Genomic DNA, 14225 nt, shown 5'->3' on the forward strand with positions numbered 1-14225 from the left:
GCTCGCACCAAACGCCAGAGGGCCGGGGCGCGCCGGCTATGAACGAGGGAGGCCCATGTCGATTGGATTCCGCTTTCTCCAGCTTGCCGTCATCACTCCGATGGCTGCGCTTGTGACCTCATGCGCGTCAACGTTGCCAACACCACCGGGCACCACGCCAAGCCCGGCCGCCAGCTTTGGTCCCACGGTGGAGGCCAAGTCCACGGCGCGTGGCGCGCAAGCTGCACGGCTGTGTTTTGCGCCACGCTATCCCGTCGAAGCGCTGCAGGCCGATGTGGAAGGAACCACTCGGTTGCAGCTGGAGGTGTCCGAGGAGGGGCGCGTGCTACAGACGACCGTCTTGCGGTCGGCTGGGCTCACCGGTCTGCACAAGAAGCTCGACCAAGCCGCCATCGACTCGTTTGCGGACTGCCCGTTTCGCCCAGCGCTGGACGCTCAAGGGCGGCAAGTACGTGGCGCGGCGGTAGTGGAATTTCAATGGCGGATTGAGGACGCCAAGCGCTAGGGAAGGTCTGCACAACTACGTGCCGATCCGAATAGCCTGACCGCCCTGCGCCAGGGATGATCACGCTCATGAAGCAGCTCGGACTTGGCCTGAACCTGTCGACGAAGAAGACCCGAAAGCGCGAGTTCCTCGAAGAGATGGAACGCGTGGTGCCGTGGTCGGCGCTGATGCAGGTGGTGGAGCCGTACTACCCCAAGGCCAAGACCGGACGGCCGCCGTTTCCCATCGAGACCATGCTGCGAGTTCACTACCTGCAGCAATGGTTCGCGCTGTCCGACCCGGCGATGGAAGAGGCGCTGCACGACATGCCCGTCTTCCGTGAGTTCGCTCGTTTGGGCGAAGGTGTCGAGCGATTGCCCGACGAGACCACCATCCTGAGGTTTCGGCACCTGCTGGAGAAGCACGATTTGGCCACCGACATGCTGCGGGTGGTCAACGACATCCTCCAGGCCAAGGGCCTGATGATGAAGAAGGGCACCGTCGTCGACGCCACCTTGATCGCCGCGCCGAGTTCGACCAAGAACGCCGAGGGCGAGCGGGACCCCGAGATGAAGCAGGCCAAGAAGGGCAACCAGTGGTACTTCGGCATGAAGGCCCACATCGGCGTGGACGCGCACTCCGGCTTGGTGCACAGCGTCGTGGGCACGGCCGCCAGCGTCAACGACGTGACGCAGGCCGGCGCACTGCTGCACGGTGACGAGGAGGTCGCCTTTGGAGACGCGGGCTACCAAGGCGTGCACAAGCGCATCGAAGCCCAGGGGCCGCAGTGGCACGTGGCCATGCGGCCAGGGTTGCGGCGCAAGCTCAACCCGTTCATCGCGCCGCACTTCGAGGCGCTGAGCCTGGAGAAGTGGAAGGCAAGCATCCGGGCCAAGGTCGAGCATCCGTTCCGGGTAATCAAGCGGCAGTTCGGCTACACAAAGGTTCGCTACCGAGGATTGGCCAAGAACACGGCGCAGATCGCCACGCTCTTCGCGCTGTCAAACCTGTGGATGGCGAGGCGGCAGCTGATCGGAGCGCAGGGATGAGTGCGTCCGCGGTGCCTTGCAGGGGCCTGCGGAGCGCTGCAGCAGGCCCAACCGGGGCCTCGAAGACGCCGCGAATCGCCTCGGTGCAGCCAGACGGCGCTTGACGATCATCGAATCGGCTCGACGGGCGCATCGCATCGCGTTGTGCAGACCTTCCCTAGCTTTACGCTCACCAGGTCCGGTGCCAACTGGGTCCGACGCGAAGGTGCTTCCAGCCGTTCTTGCGTTGCACCGTGGAGGCGCAGGTTGGCAGTCGCCGAACATGTGTGGTTTGACGTGGTGATGCAGCCACGAGCTCGCCGCTGCCGGCTTGATCATGTACTGCTTGATCAGCGGTGGGATCTGCTCGCCAATCAGGATGCAGAGCAGCCCCACTAGCGCGATCACCGGTGGGGCCGGCGAACGTACCTAAAAAAGCGCGTAGATGACGCCGACCAGCAGGCCGAGCGCCACCGAAAGCAGGTAATCAGTCAATTGCGCCGACTGGAAAACGCTCCGCATATTGGCGGTGAGGTGTTTATGCGCATGTCGGGATGTTAGGCGCCAGCCGCGCGCAGCCCGCGCTCGATGTTATTCAACTTTCGCTCGATGTCAGCTTGCGCTCTTGCCGATAGCTTCGCATCCTTATCAGCAAGTATCAATGCCCACTGTTCCCGGACGAACGGGAGTCCGAACTCGAGAACGGCGTCCAAAACCAAATAAAACGCGCCGTGGCGGAGTGCGCTGCGCACAAGCACTTCACTTGAAAGGTTGGGGTTCGACCAAGCCAAGCCGCGTGATGGATCTGCCAAGGAAACTCGTTTGGCTTTCATGCACCAAGCATATGAGTTTCGCATGGAGCTGCAAAGCCGTGTGACCAGTGCCACGGCTGCCGCCAGATGCCTACTTGCTGACACTGAGCAGCAAAAGCGGACACTTTTGCAGACGACCGCGCCAGGCCCAATAGTTACGGAATGACAAAGCATGCTGCGCGGCTTGAGAGGTAGTCGCCGTAGCGCTCACCCTTCACCGGGCCGGTGTCTGGACCGGTAGAAGGCATGCAGGCTCTTGGCTCTTATCGCTCGCCCTATGCGTTCGGGCTTGTCGTCACTGTTGTGTATAGCAGGGAGCCGAAGCCGCGGGTGTGTTTGGTTTTCTGGTCGGCTGGTGGATACTGCCCGTATGGCCAAGCTTCAGTTCGCATACCCGGTTTCTCTGCTCAACGGCCACGACGGCCTTGTACACATCAGCTGCCGCGATCTGCCTGAGTTCACTCTGTGCCTGCCTTCAGAGATGGACGTGGTGCGAATATTGGACGCAGCTGAAATCGTTCTGGACTCCGTGGTTGACCAGTACATCCACCAAGGTAGGCCTCTGCCCCATCCTTCACATCGAGAGCTAGGTGAGTACCTTTTGGCCCCCTCTCCCTCAATGATCGTAAAGGCTGCCAAGCACCAACCTGAACCGCCAGAGTGCGAGCGCTAGCTTGGGTGCCGTGTGCTTCAAGCTAGGCGGATCGTCGCCTTGCAAGGCTGCGGTCCTGGATAAGTTGGGCGGGCTCCTCTTCTTCTACAGCCTGCTTTGCTTCGGCCACCAGTTCGCCTGCATCGTCGGCTCCCTTCATTCGTTCACCTGAATCGGCCAGCGCTTGCGCTGTCTCCGCCCTCCCCTGAGCGCCGTTGCCTCTTGGAGGCTCATGTCTCGGCCGCCTGCTTGGCCTGCCGTTCTACCTGAACCGCCTTCGCTTGGGCCGCTTGCAGTTGTCAGAGCCGTCAACATCCCGGTGCGCCTGGCGTGATTCTGGCGCCCCAAGCCCCAGCCCCTGGCACATCTAGCGCGTCGCGAGCTACCAGCCGCCTTGCACCGACCGCGCTAAGCGGTTGTGATGAACCGTTTTGGCTGTGAGGCATATCTATTGCTGGCCAGTCGGCCGGCCCTCACAGTTCCCCATGAACAAACCAGTTCCTCCATCCCAACCTGCGCCCGCGGTGGTCCCGGTGATCGCAGAGTCCGTTGTCGTCCAACGCCAAGTGGAGACGGCTGGCCAGTTACGCGTACGCATCCGGGCGACGACCGTTACGGAGCAGGTGCCGCTCGAACAGGTGGTGCAGCAAGCGCACGTTGAGCGGGTGGCCGTGGGGCGGCCCTGTGCAGAGCGTGAACCAGCTCGCTATGAATCCGACGTGCTGGTCGTTCCGGTGTATGAGGAAGTGGTCACCATCTCCCGCCAGCTCGTCCTCAAGGAAGAGCTGCGGGTGCGGCTTATGAACACCACGTCTTCCACCGTCCAGGCCGTGGACGTGCGCCGTGAGGAAGCGATCGTGGAACGTTTGCAGCCCGATGGGTCTTGGGTCGAAGTCAAAGACGACCAGGGCAACAGCGAAACGCCCTGAGGCAAATGCGCAACGCGGGGAGGTCGCCTCGGGAGCGCGGCTTGCCTGTAAAGCAGGTCTTTTTCCACTGCAACGCTAAAGATGAAACCCAAGACTGTTCAAGAACTCTTCATCCACGAGCTCTCGGACACCTACAACGCCGAGAAGCAGATGACGCGGTCGCTGCCGAAGATGGCGCGCGCTTCCACCGCACCCGATCTTGCTGCAGCCTTCGAGCAACACCTGGAAGAAACCCGCGGTCAGGTCGAGCGCATTGACAAGATCGTGGAACTGACGGGCTTCAAGCTCAAGCGCCTGAAGTGCGCAGCCATGGAAGGTCTCATCGAGGAAAGCCAGGACCTCATCGACGAGATCGACAAAGGCCCTCTGCTCGACATCGCTCTCATGGGCGCAGCGCAGAAGGCCAAGCATTACGAGATCGCCAGCTACACCACGCTGGTGATGCTCGCCGGCAAGCTGGGCCTCACCGAGGCCGCCAGCCTGCTGGAGGAGACCTTGGCCGAAGAAAAGGCTACTGACGAGAAGCTGGGGCTGCTGGCGCAATCGGCCGCCATGGACGACGCCATCGAAGACGAAGTAGCCGACGCCAAAGCTTGACGATTGTCTGAGGTCTGGGTGGCCTGGGCTGCCTTCATCAGGCTGACTGCAGCCAGTCAGCAGTCAGCCTGCAGGTGCTGGCATCGCCACACCTGCACCTTCTCCCCTCCCCCTGTCTGCGACGGCTGCTTCCCTCTCAGGAACATGCCATTCCGGTCCAACCGCAAGATCTCGGGGTCCAAGAGCGGGCACAGCAGATCCTGTCCATTGGCCGGGCCCGCCAAGGCAACCACTCGGGCCGTCTTGCGAGGGTAGCCCGTGCGCCCATCCATCAGGTAATCGATGGACAGCACCCCTACAACGCCCAGCCGTGGCGCACGGGTGTTGACAGCGCCTTCACTTCCCAACTGGAGGACGGACCAGGTCAAGTTCGGTGGCTTTCAACTGTTCGAGAGTATCTTGTGCAGCCTGCGAGAGGGACGCCACGCCGTCGTCGCCAGCGGAGACTAAGACCAAAGCTGCCAACACCCCGCACACCAGGGTCCACCCGGACAGTCGCAGTCCGTCCGACTCTCCAGGTGCCAGCGGCCCTTGACCTGGTGCACGGCAAGAACATCGACGCTCCATGGAAAACCTCCGACGGGCTCAAGCAGTTTGCGCGCCTGCAGTGCTCGTCGCGCGGCGATACACGGTTTACACGCGCTTACCACCATGGGAACTGTGCTTGCTCCCTACAGGGTCACCCACTATTGCTGAGGAGCTGACCATGACCCGTACGATTGTAGGCGTGTTTGACCACGCTGAAAAAGCCAATGCCGCGCTCAATGACCTCACCACAGCCGGCATCCGTCGCGAGCAAATCACCTTGTCCGACGCCGCGCGGACGGGGGACTCTGCAGCGCAGGACCAAGACGATGGAATGCTGGCAGGCGTGCGCAGCTTCTTCGGCAACCTGTTTGGCGACGACGACCGCGATGCCGCCCACTACAGCCAAGCCATGCGGCTGGGATGGACCGTCGTGAAGGTGGAGGCTGACGATGCACAAGCCGAGGCTGCTGTGCAGGCGCTGGAGCGATCCGGCGCCGTCGATCTGGAAGAAAAAGCGTCGGAGTGGCGTGCCACCGGGTGGTCCGACCCAGCTGCACAGGGGCAGAGCATCGACCAAGACGCCGACGCCGTACTCCCGGTGGTCCAAGAGACGCTGGAGGTGGGTAAGCGGGAAGTTGCAACTGGCGGGGTGCGGGTGTATTCGCGGCTCGTTGAAACGCCGGTGTCGGAGAGCGTCGAGCTGCGAAGCGAACATGCCGAGGTGCATCGCCGCCCCGTCGATCGCCCCGTGACCGCTGAAGACTTAGATTCGCTGGGCGACCGCACCATTGTGGTCCGCGAAACAGCCGAGAAGGCCGTGGTGTCCAAGACAGCGCGGGTGGTCGAAGAAGTCTCTGTGGGCAAGACCGTCGAACACCACACCCAGCAGATCAACGAGACGCTGCGGAGCACCGAGGTTGAGGTGGAGCGCTTGCCGGCCACCGCGCCCACGGCCACAGCCGACTCGTTGTACCACGACCACTTCAAGACGACGTTTGCCGCCACGGGCGGCACCTACGAGGAGTACGCACCGGCCTATGCCTACGGCGCGGGCCTGCGCGGCGACACCCGGTTTGCAGGGCGCGACTGGTCAACCATCGAGCCGGAGGTACGGAGCGACTGGGAACAAAGGCACCCCGGCAGCGCTTGGGAACGCTTCAAGGACGCAGTGCAGCACGCCTGGCATAAGGCGACGCATTGAGCGTCAGAAGCGTAAGCGGTCAATCAACAGCGTCCTTGCCTCTATCGGGTTAGTTTGTCAGCGAGCCTCAGACGCTGCTGAGGTCGATGTTCCATGGCAGCAGCGCGGCGTAGTCGTCGGCGGTCTGCGCGCTGGGCAGCGCAGCGAACAGTGAGCGCAGGTAGCGGTAGCCGTCGATGTTGTTGACGCGGCAGGTCTGCAGCAGCGAGTACAGGTTGGCGCTGGCGTTGGCGCCATGCACCGTGTCGGCGAAGAGCCAGTTGCGGCGCCCCACGCAGAACGGCCTGATGGCGTTTTCCTGGACGTTGTTGTCGATGCTGTAGCGGCCGTCCTCGACGTAGCGCTTGAGCTTGCTCCACTGCGACGAGAGGTAGTGCAGCGCCTGCCCAAGCAGGCTCTTGGGCAGCACGCCGTGCAGGTTGGCCAGCAGCAGGGCCTCGATGTCGGCCAACACGAGGACGCTGTCTTGCTGGCGCCGGCGCTTGAGTTCATCCGTGTCGACACCGTCCCGTCTGGCCTCGGCCTCGACGTGGTACAGCTGACCGATCAGCGCGATGAAGCGCGCCGCGAGCTGGTTGGGCCCGCGTTGGTCCTTGGGCAGTGCCTGCAGTGCTTCGATGAAGTACCTCCTGCAATGCGTCCAGCACGCCAGGTGCACGAGCTGGTGCGTCCCGGCCAGGGTGTCGTAGACCTCGTAGCCGTCGGTCATCAGCACGGTGCCGGGGCGGATGCCGGCATACAGCTCCATCGCTGTCTTCGTCGAGCGACTGGACGAGTAGGCGAACAGCCGTATCGGTGGGCCGCTGCCGTCTCGGCCGCTGCCATCTGTCATCTGTGCCCAGATGAAGCTCTTGGCCTGCGCGCTGCGCCCGGGCTCCTTGAGCACCTGCAGCTGCGTCTCGTCGCCGAACACAAGCGGGGCGTCCAACAGCAGGTCACGCAGCAGGTTGATCACCGGCTGTACGGACAGTCCTGCACGCACCATGCTGCCGGCCACGGTGTTGCGCGCGATGTCGGTGCCGCCGAAGCGACCCAGCAGCACGGCCTGGCGGTACAGCGGCAGGCCGTCCAGGTACTTGGACACGGCAATCCAGGCCAGGGCACTCTCGGTGAAGAGGCCCCGCGGGATGATCTGCGCGGGACGCGGCGCCAGCCGCATGCCGCCGTCACAGCACGGACAGGCGTACTTGACGCGCTCGTGCCGGATGACGCGTACCTGCTGCGGGATGATGTCCAGCTGCTCGCTGGCTTCCACGCCGATCTCGCGCAGCGCGGCACCGTCGTGCGGGCACACGCGCTCGCCTTCGGGCAGCTCGTGGCGGATCACCTCGCGCGGCAGCGCGGGGTCCAGCGGCTTGCGGCCGCGCTTGGTCCGCTTGTGGCCGGGCACGTCGACCTTGTCGCTGTCGTCGCTGTCGCAGCCCTCTTCAATCGCCGGCTCGGCTTGCGCGCCGAGGTCTTCAGCCTCGTTGAAGAACATGTCCTTCTGCAGGACCGCGGCCTCGCTGCTGGCGGCGAAGAACTGCCGCGTGAACTTGCTGAGCTTTTCCTTGAGGATGTCGCGCTCGGCGCGTGTCACGCGGAGTTCGCCGGCCAGCGACTCGTTGCGCTTGAGCGCTTCGGCCAGCGCCTGCTGCAATGCGATGACTTCGTCGGGCGTGGGCATGTGGACCATCTGCGGCCAGGGTCCGCGCCACAGCCCCGGGGACACCATGCGGATCTGCCGCAATGGCGCACGCCGGCGCTGCCGTTCTCAGCCGACGTGCTGGTACATGCGCTGGGGATGGCGCTGCACGACGCCGATGTCGATGCCCTCCAGCAGCCAGTGCAGCTGCTCCACCGTCAGCGTCGGCGCCGCCATCTCGGCGGGCCAGATGAAGCGGTCTTCCTCCAGCCGCTTGAGCAGCAGCCAGAAGCCGTTGCGGTCCCAGCCGAGGATTTTCACGCGGTTGCGGCGGCGGTTGCTGAACACGTACACACAGGCGGCGAATGGATCCAGGCCGAGGGCCTGCTGCACGAGGGTGGCCAGGCCGTTGATGTTGAGCCGGAAGTCCACCGGGGCACGATGCAAGTAGACCTTCAGATGTTCGTCGAGACGGAACACGTCAGCCTGCCCAGCATCTGCAGCACATCGGCGAGCTGGCGCTGCCCGACGCCCCGAAGCTCGACCGCCACGCCGTTGGGCAGCGTCGCCTGCAAACTCACATCTCGACGTTCATCAAAGTCATGCACGACGCGCTCGGCAGCGACTCTGACCACCGGCACCGCGACGAAGGGCGAGTGCGCCGCCGCTGAAGGTTCGACAGGTGCACGCTTGCGCAGCTGACCGTGATCACGAATCCACCGCGCGACCTGGTTGGCATTGATGCCGAACTCGCGCGCCAGGCGGGCCACCGAGACGCCCGGCTGCAAGCACACCTGAACGAACTCGGCCTTCGCCGCCTTGTCGTACACGCAGCGCCCACCGGGCTTGTGACGCAACACCAGGCGCTGCTTCAGAGCTTCCAGATCTACCGACATACGTCCCCACTTCACTTGCTAAGTGGGGACGAAGACTGTCAGCTCGGCGGTGCCGCCTCAAGGACGCGGGTAATTGACCGCTTACTCAGAAGCTGCCTCGGCAGCTCCATCGCTGCCAAGGCTACCCTTGCTTGATCACCGCGAGTCTTTCGCTGACTAGGTTTAGTGTCCTCACCCCTTAGGAGAGTCATCACCAGCCGCTCTGTCCCTGCCGGACTGGGCGAGCTGTGCGGTGGCGCGCTGCTCCCCCCGATCCAGCGATGCGTCCGCTACCTTCGCTTTGGCTGCTTGCAGGTCCTGCAAGGCGTCAGCATCCGCGATACGCGTCGCGTGATGCCGGCGCCCGACGATCATGCCAACCAGGCCACTCAGGATCACCCAAGGCGTTATGGAGAAACCAACCACTGTGTCGTGCTGACGAAAACACCAAGGCAACCCAGCAGAAAGAGCGCCCACCAGGTCCGGCAGTAGCGAAGATCTCGTTGGGCCGGGTGGTTTCGCAGTTCATTAGGAGTCATGCTTGTCTCGCTCCGCCGATGTCAACTCGGCTTGAAGGAGCTTACGCTTTTGGCATCTGGACAAGCAGTCCGGCATGCCGGCTTGAAAGCGCAGACAAGGCTCACTTGTAACGGCGACCGGATGCGCTAAAAACGTTCTGTGGTGCATCCAAGCCGACACTTCTTCAGCCGGCATCTGTCGGGCGATCGAGCAGGCCTGCAAGCTGTCACAGCCCAGCCGCTCGGGCGGGACCTGCTGGCCATGCGTCTCTCTAAGCCCTCGCCCGCCACCTCCATCTCAGCGCATGGGACCCGCGACGAACGATGCCAGCAAGAACGCCCCCGCCAACGCCAGGACGATGATCACAAATAGGCCTGCACCCCACTCCCACCGCGGCACCTGGTCGTACTTTATGCCGCCAGAGTTTTGCAGCACCCAAGTCCCCACTGCTGCCTGTCAAGCAGCACAACGGCAGGCAGCTACAGCAGCGCCGGCTGGTTGGGAGCATTCTTCGTCCCAGCATCGCCGGGAAGGAGTGACGGCTGATCGGGGCCCGCGTTGTAGACGTCCGCACGGGGCAACTGCAGCGCGGCCGTGGCCTCCTCGGTCGTGCCCTGCAACCACACTTCGAAGGCGGATGGCGCCAACGGCACCACCGCTCGCTTGTCCTGCAGTGTCGCCTCCCTGGTGAGGTCTGGCCGATGCATTCTGCTCAGCAGCGGGTGATGATCGGCGTTGAGCGTGATCATCGTGAAGCTCTCGACCACCTCGCCTGTTTCCTTGTCGGTCCAGGTGTTCCACAGGCCCGCCATTCCCCAGGGTTGGCCATCAGCACGCCGAAAGCGCCACCACTGATTCTTGCCGGTCTCCCAGTTGGGCTCGACGTATGACCACGCGGGGATGATGCAGCGCTGGCCCCGCTTCCACGGGTCGCGGAAGGTCGGCTTCTCGGCGATGGTCTCCATGCGCGCGTTGTTCGTCAGGATGGGCCCAGCGCGGCCTGGCTTGCGCGGCGGCACGGGAGACTTTGCGAACCACCCGATAAGGCCCCACTGTCCCAGCACCTCTTCCAGCTGGCCACTCTCTCGTGCCAGCCTGATAAACGCGCCTCGGCCGAAAGGGCCGATGTCGCGCGGAAACAGGGGGTTGCCGACATGGCCGCGCGGTGGCTCATCGAGGCCGAACGCGTCGCGGTAGAAGGCCAGCTCCACGGCACGGGCCGGGTGATAGCGGTTGCACATAGCCCATCCTACTAGTGGCGGTGGACAACTGACCCCCTGTCCGGCGACAGCAATGGGGATGCTCAAACCGAGAGGAACAGCTTGGCGAGCAAATAGGACCCCACGAAGAACAGGGTGAACGAGCCGGTGGCGACGACGATCGAAGCCCAGTTGAAGAAGGTCCCGACAGTGTTGAGCCTCGATGGCTTGTGCGTGCGGAGATGCTCCCGCAAACCGCCAGCGTAGGCAAACTGCGATAGGTAGCGAAGCCCAGTCGCCACTCCGGCGCACCCCAGGCCGATCATGAACATGAACCACGCGACGCCCATGGGAGCAACGGATGAACCGCCCCGGCTATGAACTGACCCCCAGAAGTTGGACGGTTGGACGCTAGGCGTTCACGGCCCGCAGCCGGTACTGCACCGGGCTCAACCCGTTGAGCTTGAGCCTGATGCGCTGATGGTTGTAGTAGCGAATGTAGCGGCGCAGCCCGGACTTCAACGCTGCGATGTCAACGAATTTGTTGAGGTAGAAGAACTCCGACTTGAGGGTGCCGAAGAAGCTCTCCATGGCCGCGTTGTCCAGGCAATTGCCCTTGCGAGACATGCTTTGCGTCAGCCCGTGTTCGCTGAGTTGTTTGCGGTACGCGGGCATCTGATAGTGCCAGCCCTGATCGGAGTGCAGAAGCGGGGCTGCTCCGCGGCCGTGCAGCTTCGCCAGTGCCTTCTTGAGCATGTTCCCGACAAGAGAGTACAGAGGCCGCTCCTGCATCTCGAAGGTCACGATTTCGCCGTTGTAGAGGTCCATCACCGGTGACAGATAGAGCTTGGCGCCGCGGACGTTGAATTCGGTCACGTCCGTCACCCACCTCTCATTCGGCCGTGCTGCGCTGAACTGCCGAGCAAGCAAGTTCGGCGATGGGGCCAACTCTCCCTGGTAGGAGCGATATCGCTTCGGCCGGACCAGCGACTTCAGGCCGAGGCTGTTCATCAGTCGCTGCACAGTCTTGTGATTCACCGTCTGGCCTCCCTGACGCAGTTCGCATGTGATGCGCCGATAGCCGTAGCGGCCCTTGTGGCGCTCATAGGCGGCCTTGATCCGCGACTTCAAGCTTGCGTGCTTGTCGCCGGCCTCCAAGACCTTGGCCTGGTAGTAGAACGTGCTCCGCGACAGGCCTGATGCCGCCAGCAGCACCTGCAACGGGTAGTCTGGCCTCAGCTCGAGGACGGCTTGCGCTCTTTGTGAGCGGGTTGCCGATTGCCCCGAACCAAGGCCTCCAATTTTTTTAGGTAGGCGACCTCCGCACGCAGCCGTTCAACCTCCTCAAGAAGCGCGCGGTTTGAGCTGGCACTATCGGGGTCGGGTGGCTCTGTGACCTTGCCCCCAGAAACCGTCTCCCATGCTGAGTGATTCAATGTCAGCAAGGGGAACGGAAATGACGAAGCCGAAGGCGTCGAGGGCGCGCTACACGTTGGAGTTCAAGCAAGAGGCAGTGCGCCTGGTCGAGGGCGGCCAGAGCATCGCGGCAGTGGCCCGAACGCTGGGCGTAGTCGATCAGACCTTGTTCAACTGGGTCAAGGCCAAGCGCGAAGGCAAGCTCATCGGCGCCGACAGCAAGCCCGTGAGCGCCGAACAGATGGAGATTGCCCGTCTGCGTGCCGAGCTCGCGCGGGTGACGATGGAGCGCGACATCCTGGGAAAAGCGACGGCGTACTTCGCCAAGGCAGCGAAGTGAAGTACGCCTTCATCCAGCGTCACCGGCATGTGTGGCCGATCTCGGTGCAGTGCCGGGTGCTGCAGGTCAGCGTGGCCGGGTACCACGAGCACTTCGTGCGCCGCGCCAGTGACGTGCAGCGGCGCCACCTCAGCGACGACGCGCTGCTGGTGCACATCAAGGCCATCCACGCCCAGACGCGTGGTGGCTACGGCTGGCCGCGCACCTGGAAGGAGTTGCTCGCCAGAGGCATCCGGGTGGGCAAGGGTCGGGTTCAAAAGCTCATGCAGCAGCATGGCATCCGAGCCAAGGGCAAGCGGCGCTTCAAGGTCACCACGGACAGCAAGCATGACCTGCCCATTGCACCGAACTTGCTCAATCGCGAGTTCACGGTGAGCCAGCCAGACAGGGTCTGGGTGGGCGACATCACCTACATCGCCACAGACGAGGGCTGGCTGTTCCTGGCTGTTGTGATCGACCTGTTCAGCCGTCAGGTGGTGGGCTGGGCGATGCGCCAGGACATGACGCGCGAGTTGGTCATCGATGCACTGCGCATGGCCTGGTTCAAACGCCATCCGGCCAAGGACGCGGGCCTGATCTTCCACAGCGACCGGGGCAGTCAACCCGCATTCAACGAGTCGTCGCAACACTGCATTTGCCCTTTGAGCGTAGCAGTTCATTGAGCGCCTCGGCAGGTATTCGCCATCCAAGGGTCTTGCGTGGCCTTGTGTTCAAGGCAAGCGCCACAGCCTGTAGATCACTCGCTCGATGTGCGCTGAGGTCTGTACCCTTCGGGAAGTACTGCCGCAGCAGCCCGTTGGTGTTCTCGTTGGTGCCTCGCTGCCAAGGACTCTGGGGATCGCAGAAGTAGACCTGCAGCCCCGTGTCGATCGACAGCTGGGCGTGCTGGGCCAACTCCGCGCCCTGATCCCAAGTCAGCGTCTTCTTCAATTGCTTTGGCATCGAGGCCATGGCCCGTGCAATGGCCTGACGCACCGCCTCGGCCCCGTGTCCAGCCAGCGCAGGTCCGTGCTTGTCGCGCTGCTGCTGCCGATGACCCGGTAGCGGCGGCAGGTGCAGCAGCATCGTGAAGCGCGTAGTCCGCTCGACCAACGTTCCGATCGCAGAACTGTCGAGTCCGAGGATGAGATCGCCTTCCCAGTGGCCAGGCACCGCCCGATCCTCGACGCTGGCCGGCCGCTCACTGATCATGATCTCCGGCGTCACGAACGACTTCCCCCGGCCTCGCACACGCTCTCTGGGCATACGCAAAGCTCTGCCCGTGCGCAGGCATGCCGTCAGTTCGCGTTGCAACGCACCGCGGCCCTGAACGTACAGCGCTTGGTAGATCGCCTCATGACTGATACGCATCGAGGTATCTTCGGGGAAGTCGATCTGAAGCCGATTGGCGATCTGTTGCGGGCTCCATGCTCGTGACCACCGGCGGGCTTGTCGACGCCCATGTCGTCGCCCGTTCCACTGCACCTGTGGCCCCGCAATCGTTCGACCGCCTGGCGTTGCGATGTTCCCGGCAAGGCGGTCCTGAACGTACTTCCGCAAAGTCGGGTTTGTCAGCAGTTTGGCAGCCTTGGGTCTCCTTGCGGCGCGGTCGGCATGCCATTGCGCCGTGTGAGCACGGTACTCCAATCCGCCGCCACGAGTGGCTGCATTTCGTCGCAGCTCGCGCGAGATCGTCGAGGCGGCGCGCCCGAGTTGCCTGGCAATCTCCCGGACACCTTCGCCACGGGCTCGCGCCAGCGCAATCTGCTCACGCTCGGAGAAGGACAGGTAGCGCCCAGTAAGCTGCGGCGCGGACGGCACAAGATGCGATGGTGGCATACCACCGCATTGTCGGAACCATCGATTGCCCACGGCCGGCGACACTCCAGCAAGGGCGGCAGCGTCCTCGCTACTGAGCCCCCTTGCAATCGCCTGCCAGAACGGCCATCGCGCGGCGCGATGCAAAACCGGTGGCCGACCCGGTGAGCGCAACTTGGCGCGCACCGACTGCCTCGCTTTCCTCTTCTTCACGTCCATCAACA

13 protein-coding genes and 3 pseudogenes are annotated in these 14225 nt (G+C 63.5%); 7 read left to right on the plus strand and 9 right to left on the minus strand.

Annotated elements, in window-relative coordinates; genetic code table 11:
• The first annotated feature begins 55 nt into the window (after positions 1–55).
• Together MW290_RS04665 and MW290_RS04670 are read left to right on the plus strand one after the other, a co-directional pair.
• Positions 56–505 carry an energy transducer TonB gene (locus MW290_RS04665; RefSeq protein ID WP_250196110.1) on the plus strand — a complete coding sequence of 150 codons (450 nt, stop codon included), beginning with the start codon at positions 56–58 and terminating at the stop codon, positions 503–505.
• A 68-nt stretch (positions 506–573) separates the two neighbouring features.
• Positions 574–1533: an IS5 family transposase gene (locus MW290_RS04670; protein WP_250194184.1), complete on the plus strand. Its 960-nt coding sequence runs from the start codon at positions 574–576 to the stop codon at positions 1531–1533.
• Positions 1534–1770: 237 nt separating this feature from the next.
• Here the strand turns inward: MW290_RS04670 and MW290_RS04675 are convergent.
• Positions 1771–2007 (minus strand): annotated as a pseudogene (locus tag MW290_RS04675) (XapX domain-containing protein); the annotation flags it as partial.
• 62 nt (positions 2008–2069) lie between these two features.
• Positions 2070–2345, minus strand: coding sequence for a hypothetical protein (locus MW290_RS04680; protein ID WP_250196111.1), 276 nt, complete (start codon positions 2343–2345; stop codon positions 2070–2072).
• A gap of 349 nt (positions 2346–2694) precedes the next feature.
• Here MW290_RS04680 and MW290_RS33380 point away from each other — a divergent pair, with 349 nt between their 5' ends.
• The 4 genes from MW290_RS33380 to MW290_RS04695 all read left to right on the plus strand — a co-directional run bounded on the left by MW290_RS33380 (position 2695) and on the right by MW290_RS04695 (position 6231).
• Positions 2695–2997, plus strand: coding sequence for a hypothetical protein (locus MW290_RS33380; RefSeq protein ID WP_510532247.1), 303 nt, complete (start codon positions 2695–2697; stop codon positions 2995–2997).
• Positions 2998–3461: 464 nt separating this feature from the next.
• Positions 3462–3905: a DUF2382 domain-containing protein gene (locus tag MW290_RS04685; protein ID WP_250196112.1), complete on the plus strand. Its 444-nt coding sequence runs from the start codon at positions 3462–3464 to the stop codon at positions 3903–3905.
• Positions 3906–3986: 81 nt separating this feature from the next.
• Positions 3987–4502, plus strand: coding sequence for a YciE/YciF ferroxidase family protein (locus MW290_RS04690; RefSeq protein ID WP_250196113.1), 516 nt, complete (start codon positions 3987–3989; stop codon positions 4500–4502).
• Positions 4503–5208: 706 nt separating this feature from the next.
• On the plus strand, positions 5209–6231 hold the full coding sequence (locus tag MW290_RS04695) for a YsnF/AvaK domain-containing protein (RefSeq protein WP_250196114.1): 1023 nt from the start codon (positions 5209–5211) through the stop codon (positions 6229–6231).
• 67 nt (positions 6232–6298) lie between these two features.
• On the opposite strand, the gene tnpC is transcribed toward MW290_RS04695, so the two are convergent.
• The 6 genes and pseudogenes from tnpC to MW290_RS04725 all read right to left on the minus strand — a co-directional run.
• A complete protein-coding gene (tnpC, locus tag MW290_RS04700) occupies positions 6299–7897 on the minus strand; it encodes an IS66 family transposase (protein WP_250196115.1) in 1599 nt (532 codons plus the stop codon).
• Positions 7898–7984: 87 nt separating this feature from the next.
• Entirely contained in the window at positions 7985–8302 is a 318-nt protein-coding gene (gene tnpB, locus MW290_RS04705; RefSeq protein ID WP_250195872.1) for an IS66 family insertion sequence element accessory protein TnpB, read from the minus strand.
• Between the two features lie 8 nt (positions 8303–8310).
• On the minus strand, positions 8311–8751 hold the full coding sequence (gene tnpA / locus MW290_RS04710) for an IS66-like element accessory protein TnpA (protein ID WP_250196116.1): 441 nt from the start codon (positions 8749–8751) through the stop codon (positions 8311–8313).
• A 977-nt stretch (positions 8752–9728) separates the two neighbouring features.
• Positions 9729–10490: an SOS response-associated peptidase gene (locus tag MW290_RS04715; protein ID WP_250196117.1), complete on the minus strand. Its 762-nt coding sequence runs from the start codon at positions 10488–10490 to the stop codon at positions 9729–9731.
• Between the two features lie 62 nt (positions 10491–10552).
• The gene (locus MW290_RS04720) at positions 10553–10798 is read right to left on the minus strand and encodes a hypothetical protein (protein WP_250196118.1); all 246 of its coding nucleotides are present in this window, start codon (positions 10796–10798) and stop codon (positions 10553–10555) included.
• Between the two features lie 61 nt (positions 10799–10859).
• Positions 10860–11839: pseudogene (locus tag MW290_RS04725) on the minus strand (IS3 family transposase); the annotation flags it as partial.
• A gap of 65 nt (positions 11840–11904) precedes the next feature.
• Between MW290_RS04725 and MW290_RS04730 the strand changes: the two are divergent.
• Positions 11905–12806 (plus strand): annotated as a pseudogene (locus MW290_RS04730) (IS3 family transposase); the annotation flags it as partial.
• A gap of 7 nt (positions 12807–12813) precedes the next feature.
• Here MW290_RS04730 and MW290_RS04735 read toward each other — a convergent pair.
• Positions 12814–14220, minus strand: coding sequence for an IS30 family transposase (locus MW290_RS04735; RefSeq protein WP_375142807.1), 1407 nt, complete (start codon positions 14218–14220; stop codon positions 12814–12816).
• Between the last annotated feature and the right edge of the window lie 5 nt (positions 14221–14225).

It is taken from the genome of Aquincola tertiaricarbonis (assembly GCF_023573145.1).
GTDB classification, from domain to species: domain Bacteria; phylum Pseudomonadota; class Gammaproteobacteria; order Burkholderiales; family Burkholderiaceae_C; genus Aquincola; species Aquincola tertiaricarbonis_B.

Coding starts and splice junctions, on each gene's coding strand:
- MW290_RS04665 (WP_250196110.1), top strand. CDS start 56: ATGTCGATTGGATTCCGCTTTCTCCAGCTTGCCGTCATCACTCCGATG.
- MW290_RS04670 (WP_250194184.1), top strand. CDS start 574: ATGAAGCAGCTCGGACTTGGCCTGAACCTGTCGACGAAGAAGACCCGA.
- MW290_RS04680 (WP_250196111.1), bottom strand. CDS start 2,345: ATGAAAGCCAAACGAGTTTCCTTGGCAGATCCATCACGCGGCTTGGCT.
- MW290_RS33380 (WP_510532247.1), top strand. CDS start 2,695: ATGGCCAAGCTTCAGTTCGCATACCCGGTTTCTCTGCTCAACGGCCAC.
- MW290_RS04685 (WP_250196112.1), top strand. CDS start 3,462: ATGAACAAACCAGTTCCTCCATCCCAACCTGCGCCCGCGGTGGTCCCG.
- MW290_RS04690 (WP_250196113.1), top strand. CDS start 3,987: ATGAAACCCAAGACTGTTCAAGAACTCTTCATCCACGAGCTCTCGGAC.
- MW290_RS04695 (WP_250196114.1), top strand. CDS start 5,209: ATGACCCGTACGATTGTAGGCGTGTTTGACCACGCTGAAAAAGCCAAT.
- tnpC (WP_250196115.1), bottom strand. CDS start 7,897: ATGCCCACGCCCGACGAAGTCATCGCATTGCAGCAGGCGCTGGCCGAA.
- tnpA (WP_250196116.1), bottom strand. CDS start 8,751: ATGTCGGTAGATCTGGAAGCTCTGAAGCAGCGCCTGGTGTTGCGTCAC.
- MW290_RS04715 (WP_250196117.1), bottom strand. CDS start 10,490: ATGTGCAACCGCTATCACCCGGCCCGTGCCGTGGAGCTGGCCTTCTAC.
- MW290_RS04720 (WP_250196118.1), bottom strand. CDS start 10,798: ATGGGCGTCGCGTGGTTCATGTTCATGATCGGCCTGGGGTGCGCCGGA.
- MW290_RS04735 (WP_375142807.1), bottom strand. CDS start 14,220: ATGGACGTGAAGAAGAGGAAAGCGAGGCAGTCGGTGCGCGCCAAGTTG.